This is a genomic window from Raoultibacter phocaeensis, assembly GCF_901411515.1.
Lineage (GTDB): Bacteria > Actinomycetota > Coriobacteriia > Coriobacteriales > Eggerthellaceae > Raoultibacter > Raoultibacter phocaeensis.
Genome location: NZ_CABDUX010000002.1, coordinates 1,220,371 through 1,232,330, shown reverse-complemented (window position 1 = coordinate 1,232,330; position 11,960 = coordinate 1,220,371). Strand labels below are relative to the sequence as shown.

At 58.9% G+C, this 11,960-nt stretch carries 11 protein-coding genes and 3 tRNA genes; 7 read left to right on the top strand and 7 right to left on the bottom strand.

Going from position 1 to position 11,960, the window contains the following annotated elements:
* Nucleotides 1-21: 21 nt before the first annotated feature.
* Nucleotides 22-462: a universal stress protein gene (locus FJE54_RS13150; RefSeq protein ID WP_180326737.1), complete on the bottom strand. Its 441-nt coding sequence runs from the start codon at nucleotides 460-462 to the stop codon at nucleotides 22-24.
* A 233-nt stretch (nucleotides 463-695) separates the two neighbouring features.
* Between FJE54_RS13150 and FJE54_RS13145 the strand changes: the two genes are divergently transcribed.
* Nucleotides 696-1,472: an ABC transporter ATP-binding protein gene (locus FJE54_RS13145; protein WP_139653263.1), complete on the top strand. Its 777-nt coding sequence runs from the start codon at nucleotides 696-698 to the stop codon at nucleotides 1,470-1,472.
* An 11-nt stretch (nucleotides 1,473-1,483) separates the two neighbouring features.
* A complete protein-coding gene (locus FJE54_RS13140) occupies nucleotides 1,484-2,644 on the top strand; it encodes an ABC transporter permease (protein ID WP_255467432.1) in 1,161 nt (386 codons plus the stop codon).
* Between the two features lie 114 nt (nucleotides 2,645-2,758).
* Here FJE54_RS13140 and FJE54_RS16085 read toward each other — a convergent pair whose 3' ends face one another.
* Both FJE54_RS16085 and FJE54_RS13135 read right to left on the bottom strand, forming a co-directional pair.
* Nucleotides 2,759-2,923, bottom strand: coding sequence for a hypothetical protein (locus FJE54_RS16085; RefSeq protein WP_180326736.1), 165 nt, complete (start codon nucleotides 2,921-2,923; stop codon nucleotides 2,759-2,761).
* Between the two features lie 87 nt (nucleotides 2,924-3,010).
* A complete protein-coding gene (locus FJE54_RS13135) occupies nucleotides 3,011-3,292 on the bottom strand; it encodes a hypothetical protein (protein ID WP_139653261.1) in 282 nt (93 codons plus the stop codon).
* 209 nt (nucleotides 3,293-3,501) lie between these two features.
* Here FJE54_RS13135 and FJE54_RS13130 point away from each other — a divergent pair, with 209 nt between their 5' ends.
* On the top strand, nucleotides 3,502-3,783 hold the full coding sequence (locus FJE54_RS13130; RefSeq protein ID WP_139653260.1) for a hypothetical protein: 282 nt from the start codon (nucleotides 3,502-3,504) through the stop codon (nucleotides 3,781-3,783).
* A 79-nt stretch (nucleotides 3,784-3,862) separates the two neighbouring features.
* Here FJE54_RS13130 and FJE54_RS13125 read toward each other — a convergent pair.
* A tRNA-Ile gene (locus FJE54_RS13125) sits at nucleotides 3,863-3,937 on the bottom strand.
* 151 nt (nucleotides 3,938-4,088) lie between these two features.
* Between FJE54_RS13125 and FJE54_RS13120 the strand changes: the two genes are divergently transcribed.
* A tRNA-Val gene (locus tag FJE54_RS13120) sits at nucleotides 4,089-4,163 on the top strand.
* A gap of 124 nt (nucleotides 4,164-4,287) precedes the next feature.
* Here the strand turns inward: FJE54_RS13120 and FJE54_RS13115 are convergent.
* The gene (locus FJE54_RS13115; RefSeq protein ID WP_139653259.1) at nucleotides 4,288-5,226 is read right to left on the bottom strand and encodes a DUF1848 domain-containing protein; all 939 of its coding nucleotides are present in this window, start codon (nucleotides 5,224-5,226) and stop codon (nucleotides 4,288-4,290) included.
* Nucleotides 5,227-5,432: 206 nt separating this feature from the next.
* Here FJE54_RS13115 and FJE54_RS13110 point away from each other — a divergent pair, with 206 nt between their 5' ends.
* Nucleotides 5,433-5,984, top strand: coding sequence for a YcxB family protein (locus FJE54_RS13110; RefSeq protein ID WP_139653258.1), 552 nt, complete (start codon nucleotides 5,433-5,435; stop codon nucleotides 5,982-5,984).
* 202 nt (nucleotides 5,985-6,186) lie between these two features.
* On the opposite strand, the gene FJE54_RS13105 is transcribed toward FJE54_RS13110, so the two are convergent.
* Nucleotides 6,187-6,261 (bottom strand) — tRNA-Asn (locus tag FJE54_RS13105).
* Nucleotides 6,262-6,406: 145 nt separating this feature from the next.
* Nucleotides 6,407-7,453 (bottom strand): tryptophan--tRNA ligase, encoded by a 1,047-nt coding sequence (trpS, locus tag FJE54_RS13100; RefSeq protein WP_139653820.1) that lies wholly within the window; start codon nucleotides 7,451-7,453, stop codon nucleotides 6,407-6,409.
* 354 nt (nucleotides 7,454-7,807) lie between these two features.
* Here trpS and FJE54_RS13095 point away from each other — a divergent pair, with 354 nt between their 5' ends.
* Together FJE54_RS13095 and FJE54_RS13090 are read left to right on the top strand one after the other, a co-directional pair.
* Nucleotides 7,808-8,509 carry an ABC transporter ATP-binding protein gene (locus tag FJE54_RS13095; RefSeq protein WP_139653257.1) on the top strand — a complete coding sequence of 234 codons (702 nt, stop codon included), beginning with the start codon at nucleotides 7,808-7,810 and terminating at the stop codon, nucleotides 8,507-8,509.
* Between the two features lie 33 nt (nucleotides 8,510-8,542).
* Nucleotides 8,543-11,848 (top strand): FtsX-like permease family protein, encoded by a 3,306-nt coding sequence (locus FJE54_RS13090; RefSeq protein WP_255467430.1) that lies wholly within the window; start codon nucleotides 8,543-8,545, stop codon nucleotides 11,846-11,848.
* The last annotated feature ends 112 nt before the right edge of the window (nucleotides 11,849-11,960 follow it).

The window sequence follows — 11,960 nt, the reverse complement described above, 5'->3', positions numbered from 1 at the left end:
CGGTGGGCTGATCCTGCGTTATCAGCGCATGACAAGAACGGGGATTTCGGATTCGGCGAGAACTCCGGTGCTCACGCTGCCGAGCATGCTGCGCACGGCGCCGAGTCCGCGCGAACCCATGACGATGAGGCTGCAATCATGCACGTCAGCCACATGGACGATCTCTATTTTGGGGGTTCCCACACGCATCATGACCTCGACGATGTCTTCCCGACCCCGTACCAGCTCGCTGATTTCGCGTTCGATTTTCTGTGCGTCGTTATCTTCGAACGCTTCGGTGTCGCTGCTCGCGAGCAGGCCACCCGCCTCGAGCATGGGCTCGACGCCGCGGTGCGTGGCGACCACGTGCAGCACGACGAGTCTGCTCGCCATATCGTGGTCGACGAGCTCGAGTGCCGCTTCGAGCGCGCGCTTTCCGTGCTCGGATCCGTCGTAGGCAACGAGAACCTTCTGATAGGACATACGATCACGACCTTTCATCTAGGGACCTTGCCAAAGAGTATACGATGCGAACATCAAGCCCGCGTGTCAGGACGGTTACGGTTCTCGCGCGCTCTTTTGGCCTGTGTGCGAGACTTTTTCCTTTGATAGTCGAAGTTATTACAAGGTTGAGTTCGGGCGGCGCAAGAAAATCGGTATACTAATGCATGCGGCTCGTCGAGCCCGAATCTGTCAGACCGATTGAAACGAGGCACATGGAACCAGCAATTCGTGCGCTAGGCCTGCGGAAGACGTATCCGCTTTCGGCCAAACAGCGCAAACTCGAGCGGACGGACGTCCAGGAGAAAACAGCCGTCGACAACCTTTCGTTCGACGTATCCCAAGGTGAGATTTACGGACTGCTCGGCCCGAACGGCGCAGGCAAGACCACGACGCTGCGCATGCTCGCGGCTCTCATCAAGCCCGACGAGGGCGATGCGTGGATCAACGGCGCGAGCATCGTGTCGGATCCGATGGGTGTGCGCAATACCATCGGCTTTCTTACGAGCGAACTAAAGCTTGAGGAAGTGTTCTCTCCCGACTACCTGTTTGACTTCTTTTCCGAACTGCATCACGTCGATCCCGCGCTTCGCGATGCGCGCAAGCAGAGCCTGTTTTCCCGATTCGGCATTGAATCTTTTGCGGGTACGAAGGTTGCAGACCTCTCGACCGGCATGAAGCAGAAAGTTTCGCTCGCCGTATCGGTGGCTCACGATCCGAGCGTCATCATCTTCGACGAGCCCACGAACGGGCTTGACGTCCTGACTGCCAAGACCGTCACCGATTTTCTCCTCGAGCTTAAGCGCGAGGGAAAGACGATTCTGCTTTCCACGCACATCTTCAGCCTCGTCGAGAAGGTATGCGACCGTGCAGGCGTCATCATCGCCGGGCGCATGGTGGCAAACGGAACCCTCGAAGAGCTGACCGGGGGCGCTACGCTTGAAGATGCGTTTTTCGATATGTATCGCATGACGGTGGGTGAGGCCTCATGAAAAGCAGTGTTTTGACTATTGCGAAAAAAGAGCTTGCGCGGTTCTTCAGCAACAAGGCTTCGGCGCTCGTTGCCATCGTGCTGCCGGGTCTTCTGATTTTCGGCATGTGGTCCATCATGGGCAGCGCGATGTCGAGCATGTTCACCGGCGATGAAAACGAGCCTCTGAAGATCGCGGTCGTCGATGCGCCGGCAAGCATCGAGCAGATGACCTCTTCGTCGGGCATGGAAATCGAGTCGATTCCGAGTCTGCCGGATCCCTCCGCTATGAGGGAGCAGATCGACACCACGGACGTGAAGGCCTTCGCCGTATTTCCTGCGGGATTCGATGAGGACGTGGCGACCTTCGATACGGCGTCGGGTTCGCAGGCTCCGCAGGTAGAGATTTACTACAATTCAGCCGACACATCGTCGAGCAGGGCTTTTGCGACGTTTGTTTCGCTGCTCGATACGTACGAATCGTCGTTGTCGAACCGCTTCGATGTAAATGCGGGCGATGCCGTCTACGATGTGGCCGAGGACAAAGACCTCGCTTCGACATTCATCGTATCGATCGTGCCGATGCTTCTGCTCATCCTGCTGTTCAGCGGCTGCATGTCGGTTGCTTCCGAATCGGTCGCGGGGGAGAAGGAGCGCGGGACGATGGCGACCATGCTCGCAACGCCCATCAAACGCAGCGACATCGCGCTCGGCAAGATACTTGCGCTCTCGCTGATCGGGCTTGCGATTGCGGCGTCGAGCGCAATCGGCATCTTCGCGAGCCTTCCGAACCTCGTGCAAGGCGAGCTCGACATCAACGTGTACGGCCCTCCCGAGTATCTGTTGCTGGCACTCGTAATCTTCTCGACGACGCTGCTCGTCGTCATGCTGATCACCGTGGTGTCCGCCATCGCGAAAACGACGAAGGAGGCGCAGCTGTATCTGACGCCGCTCATGATCGTCGTCATGGTCATCGGCTTGATGGGCATGTTCGGAGATGGGGCGAAGCCGGAGCTCGGCTACTATTTCATCCCGCTGTATAACAGCGTGCAGTGCATGATCGGCATATTCACGTTCGATTTCCAACCTGCTGCCGTGGTCGCGTGCGTGGTGAGCAACCTTGTGTACACGGGTATAGGCGTGTTTGTGCTTCAGAAGATGTTCAAGAGCGAGCGGTTGATGTTCGCGCGGTAAGTGTACTTCGGCGTATGCGCTGCGTTGTTGCTATGCAAACGTGTACGAAGTGCGAAAAAACGGCGCCGGTCTTTCGATCGGCGCCGTTTTCGTGTGAAGGAAGCGGATAAACGGTTATTCGCTCATATTCCGGTTCGCGTCGCTTGCAGCATCCTGGGTGGAATTGCGTGCATCGTGCGCAGCGTCCTTAGCGGCGTTTTTCGCATCGTGTGCGGCATCCTTGATGGCGTTTTTCGCGTCATGCGCCTTGTCTTTGATTTCGTTCGTTACATCAGACATGTGAACCTCCATTCGTTGAGCTTTCGTGTCGGGGAATACTCTACGATGAAAGGCGTCTGTATAAGATGAGCCGCGGCTACGGATCGCTTACGAGTTGGTGTCGGATGACGGAGCGCGCCTGTTCTTGTCGGGCGGGTCGATGACGAGGGAGCCCTCCGGAATGGCTTCCTTGGGCAAAAGAACGAGCGCGTAATCGCATGCGCTGGCTATGCCTGCGACGGTGTCGCACCCGAGGGTGCCTCCCGTGTTGTCGGCTTGGCTGACAAGCGCGTTTACGTAGTTGCGTGTTTTACCGATGCTCTTGCTCACGCCCGATTGGCTTTTTCCTGAAACCGAGATGGCGTGGCGTACTGCGTCCTGTGCTTTCATGGCATACCTCCTAGTCAGACCATCATACCACAAAGCCTAGTATATATTGTGTACATATCATGAAAAAACCCACTATATATTGAGCGAACAAATGTTCTCGTATACTATATGTTTCAGCGATAGGAGGTAGGAAGGGTGTCCACGCAGCCCCTGAAAAGGGGGATGCCCGCCGGCGATTGAAGCCAGAGGCTTCGGAAGGATGGTGCGGTATGGAAATGCGTGCGGCGGAGTATGCGGTGGCTATGCCCATGGAGGTGGTCGATGGGCTCGGCGAGGTGGCAAGTTCTTCGGGGGATTTGGTGCAGGCGATCGAATGCGCCCATATGGCGGTCGGCTCGGGCCTGAGCGATCCGGATGCGTACATCGAGGGCATGCTCGGCGTGTTGCTGCTGGCGGCGAAGTACGTGCACGCGGAATCGGCGTCGCTGTGCGACGAGACAGAGCGAGTGCTTGAAGATGCGCGAGGCAGGAGGTGCAGAACGCTTATTTGAAGGTTCGGGCCACAGTTCTCTGTATGTGACGATAAAAAGGCCGTCGGATGATCGCATCCGACGGCCTGTACGATATCTGTGGTGGGCCCAGCAGGATTCGAACCTGCAACCAAAGGATTATGAGTCCTCTGCTCCACCGTTGAGCTATAGGCCCTTGGTCTAACGCTTCTTGGCGCGAGTAAGTATTCTAGCGCAAGTAGGCCCGTACCGTAAGCCCCGAATCTCAGATTATCCCTTGCGCTCAAGCGGCATGACCGCTAAAATACTTCGAGCACGTTGAAAGCATTTGCTTCGAAAGTGCATACGGTCGCTTGGCTCAGCGGGAGAGCATCGCCTTCACACGGCGGGGGTCACAGGTTCAAATCCTGTAGCGACCACCATGAAATTTGCAGGTCAGATGGTGAAAGCCGTCTGGCCTGTTTCCTTTTTTCTGCGCTCCGCATTTTTCGCAATGTGACTATCGTGCGCCTATCGCACGACCGAGCTGATCTCCTTCGGATTACCTTACGGCAATTCGAGCTTCATCTGCGCTACGACGAGTTTTCGGGCCTTGCGGTCGGTTACGGTGTCGCTTTCTCCGAGCGCATCGCAGAGCATTTCGGATTCGGGATCATATCGGTCGAGACTTCTCGGCGCATTCGATGCGCCTCCCCCGTTCGCATAGCAGTAGACGCACCCGTTCGCGCAGGTGTCGTATGCCCCGATATCGACGCTTGGCATGCAATAACATCCGTTGCGCCCGCGCACGGCCTTCGACCGCACCACTTCGCTTCCGATCGCCCGCTCGACGAACCCCTCGTCGATGCACCCCCTGCTCGCCATTCCCGCTCGGGCGAGGTCCATCGAGCCGCAACCTCCTACTTCGATGCCATGAGCCGCCCCGATGGCGCAGAGCGATTTCGCTAAAACGGCTTGTTCTCCTTCCGGTACGCATCGCATGCCTTTCGCCTGCATGCTGCATTCGATTTTGGGATACAGATCGAGAAAGCTTATGCGGCATTGTGTCGTGAAACCTTCAAGCCGTTTCGCGAACACTTCGAAGTAGTGCAGGTGATGCGAGACGGTATAGGTGTCGCTCAAAAGAATCGGGCTGTAGCGCCACACCGTGCGATGCGCTCCTATCGCCCGCGAAAGCTCCTGGAACGTGCGTACGAGTTCGGCTTTCGGCGGCAAAGCCGACTCGACGTCGGGACCGTATGCATTGAGCGTGAACTGCACGTAAAACGGATACGGCTCCAAATCGTTCAGGCGAGACAGCATCGGCTTGGGGTTCTTGGTCCAAAACGCAATGCACTCGACGGTTTCTTTGTCGAGCGGCACGCGGGAGACGCTTGTGCGGTTCATGGGATTGCGCACGAGCGCGTATCCTGCCTTGAGGCGGTTGACGAGCCAATCGAGGTAAAACCGGGGTATGTCTGTTCGCCGAGATGCGCTTACAATCATGGAATATCCTATCGAAATCGCCGAAGAGCAGTATAGCATACATATGTTCGTATTAAAACCTGAAGTACTTGGCGGTTGCACGACGCTTCTCTAACAAAACGATGAATGACCGCGAACGCCCATCGTCTTTCCATACGAGGGCGATACTTTGATTCGAGACTATGAACGGTCGGCCTGGACATACGAAAAAGGAGGGCGGTGCGACGGTGGATGCGGTTGCGCGCAACAGGGTAACGCTCAATGCTGCCGATTACCGCGAGTGGCTGGACGGCACCTATCTCAAGGCGCTCAATTCGGTCGCGCTCTCGGTTTCTCTGCTGCTTGCATTCATGTGCTCGGTGCTCCTTGCGTTCGACGTGTTCTTCCACATCGCGAACCATGGCATCATGGTTGCCGTGGCGGTTATCGTCGCCGTTCTCATTGCCGTGCGCTTTGCGGTTCCCGCATTTTTAGGGTATGCGGCCTTCTGCCGCGAAGCGCGTCGGTTCGGCAAGGCGCGCAGAGCTTCCGTGACACACGACGTTGCGGTGTACGACGACAGAATTGAGGCACGCAGCGAAGGCGACGAAAACGAATGCATCGTCATGCGTTCATGTGAAATCGATAAGGTGTCTCAGACCGCCCATCTGCTCGTGGTTACCTGTAAGAAGAAGGGGAGCCTGCTTGTGAAGAAGGAGGCGTTCTCTCCCGAAGAACTTGCCATGATTGAGCGGCTCGCTGACCGCGGGCGGAGCGCCGATACGGATTGCCGCACCTAAAGATTCGAACCTACAGCCCCCGGTTAACAGCTTTTGCTCCGCCTTGGGCTGCCGGGCAACAAAAAACCCGCGGGATCCGCGGGTCGGAGTTTTATGGCTTCCGGGTAGGATGCGAACCTGCAGCCCCCGGTTAACAGCTTTTGCTCTGCCTTGGGCTGCCGGGGCAACAAAAAACCCGCGGGATCCGCGGGTCGGAGTTTTATGGCTCCCCGGGTAGGATTCGAACCTACAACCCTCCGGTTAACAGCCGGATGCTCTGCCGTTGAGCTACCGAGGAATGAGCAAGCGCTTCATGCGCAAGTGGAAATTATACCGTAACGCCGATGTTTGGCAATACTTATTTTTCAACTTGTAAGCGCACTTCACGGGCTCAGCAAACCTGTTTCGGGAAACCGCGCGAAGATTGGCCCCCGCTTGCGGGATCAGTACACCATGCCCATGGTTTCGCGTACCTCGTCAAGCGTAGCGTCGGCGATTTCGTTCGCGCGGCGGTTGCCGTCGTGCAGCACATCTTCGATGTAGGCCATATCCTGCGCAAGCTCCTGACGCTTGGCACGGATAGGCTCGAGGTAGCCGTTCACGCTTTCGGTGACGTACTTTTTGAGTGCGCCCGAGCCGCCGTCGCCGATCTCGGCCGCTATATCCTGCTCGGTGCGGCCCGTGCAGAGCGCTGCCGTGGTTATGAGAGCCGAGACGCCGGGGCGTCCTTCGGGGTCGAACGTGATGAAGCGCTCGGAATCGGTCTGGGATTTCTTGATGAGCTTCGCCGTTTCCTCGGCTGTTGCGGAAAGCGCAATGGCGTTGCCGTAGCTCTTCGACATCTTGCGGCCGTCGAGGCCGGGAATCGCGGGCGCATCGTTCAGGAGGCCGTCGGGCTCGGGGAACACGTGTCCGTAGCGCTCGTTGAAGCGGCGCGCGATCAGGCGGGTCTGTTCGATGTGGGGCAGCTGGTCTTTGCCGACCGGCACGATGTTGCCTTTGCAGAACAGGATGTCGCAAGCCTGATGCACGGGGTAGGTGAGCAGAAGTCCCGAGAGCACATGACCCGAAGCCTCCATCTCCGCCTTCACCGTGGGGTTGCGCATGAGTTCGGATTCGGTGACGAGCGAGAGGAAGGGGAGCATGAGCTGGTTTAAGGCCGGTACGGCGGAATGGGTGAAGATGATGGTCTTTTCCGGATCGATGCCGCAGGCGAGGTAGTCGATCACCATGTTGCGCACGTTGTCGGCGACGTTCTCGGTCGTGTCGCGGTCGGTGATCACTTGGTAGTCGGCGATGATGATGCGCGTGGTGACGCCGAGGTCCTGCAGCCGGACGCGCTCGCGGATCGTACCGAAATAATGGCCGAGATGAAGCCTTCCCGTCGGGCGGTCGCCTGTCAGCATGGTGTACTTTTCGGGATGCTCGGACAGATCGGCGCGGATCTCGTCGGAGCGCTTGCGGCTGGTCTCGTAGCTGTCGATGCTCATAGCCTTCTCTTTCATGGTCGTGCGGGTGTGCGTTTGCGATTCGACCAGTATAGCGTTTTTCGCGCGAGGCTCGAAGACGTTTGTGCCGAGGATCGCGTCTACGACGGTCGATTTCCGGGCCGCACGAGAGGTGAAGCGTGCTTCGCCCGCAAACCCAAGGTGGCAGAACCGACCAGTCATAGAGTACCTATTCTATGCTGCCCCATGCAGGCTCGCGCAAGCTCGGTGCAGGCCCGCGCCCGCACCCCGCATCGACCGGCCCCGCCCTGTGCGTATTCATTTCTAGATCGTGCCGATTTCTTGTTGCGTCCGTACAGCGCGTATAATGGTGAAAAAATGACTGAGGAGTCAAACATGGCGTTCGTGGAGTTTCGCGATGTGCGGAAGACATACAGGATGGGCGAAGTCGAGGTCGCTGCCGTAGACGGCATGACGTTCGACATCGAAGAAGGCGAGCTCGTCGTCGTGGTGGGGCCTTCCGGTGCGGGCAAGACCACGCTGTTGAACATGCTCGGCGGTATGGATTCGAGCACATCGGGAACCATCGTGCTCGACGGGCGGGAGGTGAGTTCGTTTACCGCGAAAGAACTCACCTATTATCGCCGCTACGACATCGGGTTCGTCTTCCAGTTCTACAACCTCGTGCAGAACCTCACGGCACTCGAGAACGTCGAGCTCGCCTCGCAGATATGCAAAGATCCCCTCGATCCGGCCGAGGTGCTTCGCCGGGTGGGTCTCGGGCATCGGCTCGACAACTTCCCGGCGCAACTCTCAGGCGGCGAGCAGCAGCGCGTGGCCATCGCTCGCGCGCTTGCGAAGAACCCGAAGCTTTTGCTGTGCGACGAGCCCACCGGTGCGCTCGACTACCAGACGGGCAAGGCAATCCTCAAGCTCTTGCAGGAAACGAGCAGCCGAATGGGCCGTACGGTCGTGCTCATCACCCATAACCAGGCGTTCACGGCGCTGGCCGATCGCGTGGTCCATGTTCGCGAGGGGCGTGTTTCTGCGGTCGAGATTAACGAAAATCCCGTCTCAGCCGACACGATCGAGTGGTAAGCGCCGATGCGGAGCGCCTTCACTAAAGATTTCGTGCGGTCGATTTCGCATTCGCTCGGCCGGTTCCTCGCCATTGCGGCGATCGTCGCGCTCGGAACGGGTTTCTATGCCGGTCTGCGCATGACAGCGCCCGATATGGAGCTTTCAGCCGATGCGTACTATGACGGCACAGCGCTCTACGACATTCGCGTGCTTTCGACGATGGGTCTTACCGACGACGACGTTGAGTCGCTGGGAGCCGTAGAGGGTGTGAGGGCCGTGATGCCCGCGTATGAGGTGGACGCCATGTCGCTCGTGAACGGCGAGCAGACAACGATGCGCATCCATTCGCTTGATGTGGCAGCGGCGGAACAAAGCGATACTTCCGACGGGGTGAATGCCATATCGGACGACGCAGAGTACCTGAACCGCCCCTTGCTCGTCGAGGGTTCGTGGCCGAGCGCGCCTGACGAGTGCGTTGTGTCGGCCGATGTCGTTATGGCAACCCCGCTTGCCCTTGGCGATACGATCGAGCTGACCGAGGGCTCGCAGGATCTCGCCGATACGCTCGTTTCGAACACGTTCACGATCACCGGGTTCGTGCGGTCGTCCTACTACACATCGACAGGTAGCCTCGGCACGACGAGTCTCGGCAGCGGCGCGCTCGGGCAGTACCTGTACGTTTCCGCCTCGTCGTTCGCCGCCGACCTTCCCTATACCGAAGCGTACGTGAGCGTTTCAGGCGCCGAAGACGAACTCGGTGCGAGCGATGCGTACGCCGAGACCGTGTTGTCGGTTCTCGCGCGCATCGAGGATAAGGCTCCCGAGCTTGAAGCGCGCAGACTTGCCGAAGTCAAGCAGGAAGCGCAAGACGAGCTCGATGAGAACAGGGAAGCGTACGAGCGCGAGCGTGCAGACGCCGATACCCAGCTTGCGGAAGCGAAGCAGAAGCTCGACGATGCGAAGCACGAACTCGACGAAGCGAAGGCAACGCTCGATGCCACGCCTGCCCAGCTCGATGCGGCAGCGGCGACGATCGCGGCCAACGAGCAGACGATTTCGTCTGGGCAAGCGGACTTCGACGCTGGGGTGCAGGAGCTCGAAAACCAGCGTGGTGACGCCCAGACGCAGTTCGACCGCGCGCAGGCGACGATCGACGAACAGCAGGTCCAGCTCGACACTGCGCAGGCGACACTCGCCGAGCTCGAGCCCCAGCTTGTCGCAGCCCAACAGCAGCTTGCGAACATGCAGGAGAGCGACCCCAACTACGCCGAGCTTGCGGCAAAGGTGGCGGCGCTCGATAAGAATGTCAACGATATCAAAACAGCGCTCGGCCAGGGCATTCCCGCGCTTGAAGAAGCGCGCTCTCAGCTCGCAGAACAGAGACAATCGGCGCAGCAGCAGTTTGCCGATGCCCAGACCCGGCTTGACAGCGCCGCTGCAGAACTAGAAAGCGGCAGGGCTCAGCTTGAGCAGGGCAGAGTGCAGCTCACCCAAGCCCGGCAAACCTATGAGGACGGAAAGCGCGCCTTTGAAGAGGGACTCGCCGAATACGAGGACGGTCTTTCCGAATACGAGCGGCAGAAGGCGGAAGCCGACGAGAAGCTCGCCGATGCAAAGAAGAAGCTCGATGATGCTCAGGCGAAGATCGACGATATCGAAGCGCCCGAATTCTACGTCATGGACCGCACGAAGAACGTCGGGGCGGAAAGCTTTAAGTCCGATGCGCAGCGCGTCGATCAGATCGCCCAGGTATTCCCGTTCATCTTCTTCCTTGTAGCTGCGCTCGTAGCGCTCACCACGATGACGCGCATGGTCGAAGACGAACGCGTGCTCATCGGCACGTTCAAGGCGCTCGGGTACGGCAAGGGCCGCATTTCGTTCAAATACCTTGCATACGCGGGCATCGCGAGCGGGGCGGGGGCGCTCATCGGCATCGGCGTGCTCTCGCAGGTGCTTCCCGCCGTTATCATGAACGCTTACGGCATCATCTACGAGGTTCCAGGAGCGCGTACGCCCATCGATTTCGGCATTGCGGCGCTCTCAGCCGGTCTCGGCATCGGGGTTACGCTCGTCGCGACGGCGGCAGCGGTCGCATCGACTTTGCGCGAGCGGCCCGCGACGCTCATGCTTCCCCGCGCTCCGAAGGCGGGCAAGCGCATTCTGCTCGAGCGCATCGGGCCTTTGTGGCGGCGCACGTCGTTCTCGTGGAAGGTTACATTCAGAAACATCTTCCGCTACAAGAAGCGATTCTTCATGACGCTCATCGGCATCGCCGGCTGCACGGCGCTGTTGCTTACCGGGCTCGGGCTCTCGGACGCCATCAACGACATCATCGCCAAGCAGTTCGGGCAGATTTACCAGTACAACACCACTATCGGGCTTGTTGACGATCCGACCGAAGAAGATACGGCAGCGCTTTTTGCGGCGATAGACGATGCTAACGCTGTCGAAGCGTACGCGTACGCCGACACTTCGGCTATGACCGCTCGCGCTCCCGGCATGAAAGACCAAACCGTGCACCTCGTGGTGCCCGAAGACCCCGCCGAGTTCCAATCGTTCGTCACGATGCGCGAACGGGTGAGCCAACAGCCGCTCGACCTTACCGGAGACGAGGTCTTCATAAGCGAGAAGCTGGCGACGGTGCTCGGCGTCGGGGTGGGTGACGAGATCGAGCTTGCCGAGCAGGATGCGATCGGCAACACCACCGACGAGGGCTATGCGGTTACCGTCACGGGTATCATGGAAAACTACGTGAGCCAATACGTGTTCATGACACCGGAATTCTACGAGCGCGTTTCGGGGGAAGACCCGCTGTTCTCAACCATATTCGCCAAGTCCTCTTCCGATCCCTCGATCCGTTCGGCCTTAAGCGACGAGCTGCTTTCGATCGAGTCGGTTAAAACCGTCGGTTTCAACGACGAGACCATCGACTCGTACGAGAAGATGCTCGGCAGCGTGAACTCGATCGTCGTCGTGCTCGTGGTGGCTGCGGCGGCACTCGCGTTCGTGGTGCTCTACAACCTTACGAACATCAACATCACCGAGCGCAAACGCGAGATCGCCACCCTCAAGGTGCTCGGGTTCACGCCGCGCGAGGTGGATGCGTACATCTTCCGCGAGATCATGCTGCTTACGGTGATCGGCTGTGCGGTCGGACTCGTGTTCGGCGTGTTCATGGAGAATTTCGTGGTGGTGACCGCCGAGGTCGACCAGATCATGTTCGGGCGCGAGATCCACGCGGCGAGCTTTGCGCTGGCGTTTTTGCTCACGATGGCGTTTGCGGCGCTCGTGGCGCTTGCCATGCGGCGCAAGCTCGCAAAGATCGACATGGTGGAGAGCCTCAAGTCGAACGAGTAGGACGAGCCGGGCCATACGGTTGGCGGCGGTTCGGCGGCATGCGGCGAGGCTGGCATAGCGAAGATGCGCTGGCTAGGGCGATTTGGCAAAACACGCGACAGGCATCGCGAAG

Bases quoted from the DNA above. Each gene is read 5' to 3' on its own strand.
- FJE54_RS13135 (WP_139653261.1), bottom strand. From the start codon at position 3,292: ATGAAAGCACAGGACGCAGTACGCCACGCCATCTCGGTTTCAGGAAAA.
- FJE54_RS13150 (WP_180326737.1), bottom strand. From the start codon at position 462: ATGTCCTATCAGAAGGTTCTCGTTGCCTACGACGGATCCGAGCACGGA.
- FJE54_RS16085 (WP_180326736.1), bottom strand. From the start codon at position 2,923: ATGTCTGATGTAACGAACGAAATCAAAGACAAGGCGCATGACGCGAAA.
- FJE54_RS13115 (WP_139653259.1), bottom strand. From the start codon at position 5,226: ATGATTGTAAGCGCATCTCGGCGAACAGACATACCCCGGTTTTACCTC.
- FJE54_RS13145 (WP_139653263.1), top strand. From the start codon at position 696: ATGGAACCAGCAATTCGTGCGCTAGGCCTGCGGAAGACGTATCCGCTT.
- trpS (WP_139653820.1), bottom strand. From the start codon at position 7,453: ATGAGCATCGACAGCTACGAGACCAGCCGCAAGCGCTCCGACGAGATC.
- FJE54_RS13095 (WP_139653257.1), top strand. From the start codon at position 7,808: ATGGCGTTCGTGGAGTTTCGCGATGTGCGGAAGACATACAGGATGGGC.
- FJE54_RS13130 (WP_139653260.1), top strand. From the start codon at position 3,502: ATGGAAATGCGTGCGGCGGAGTATGCGGTGGCTATGCCCATGGAGGTG.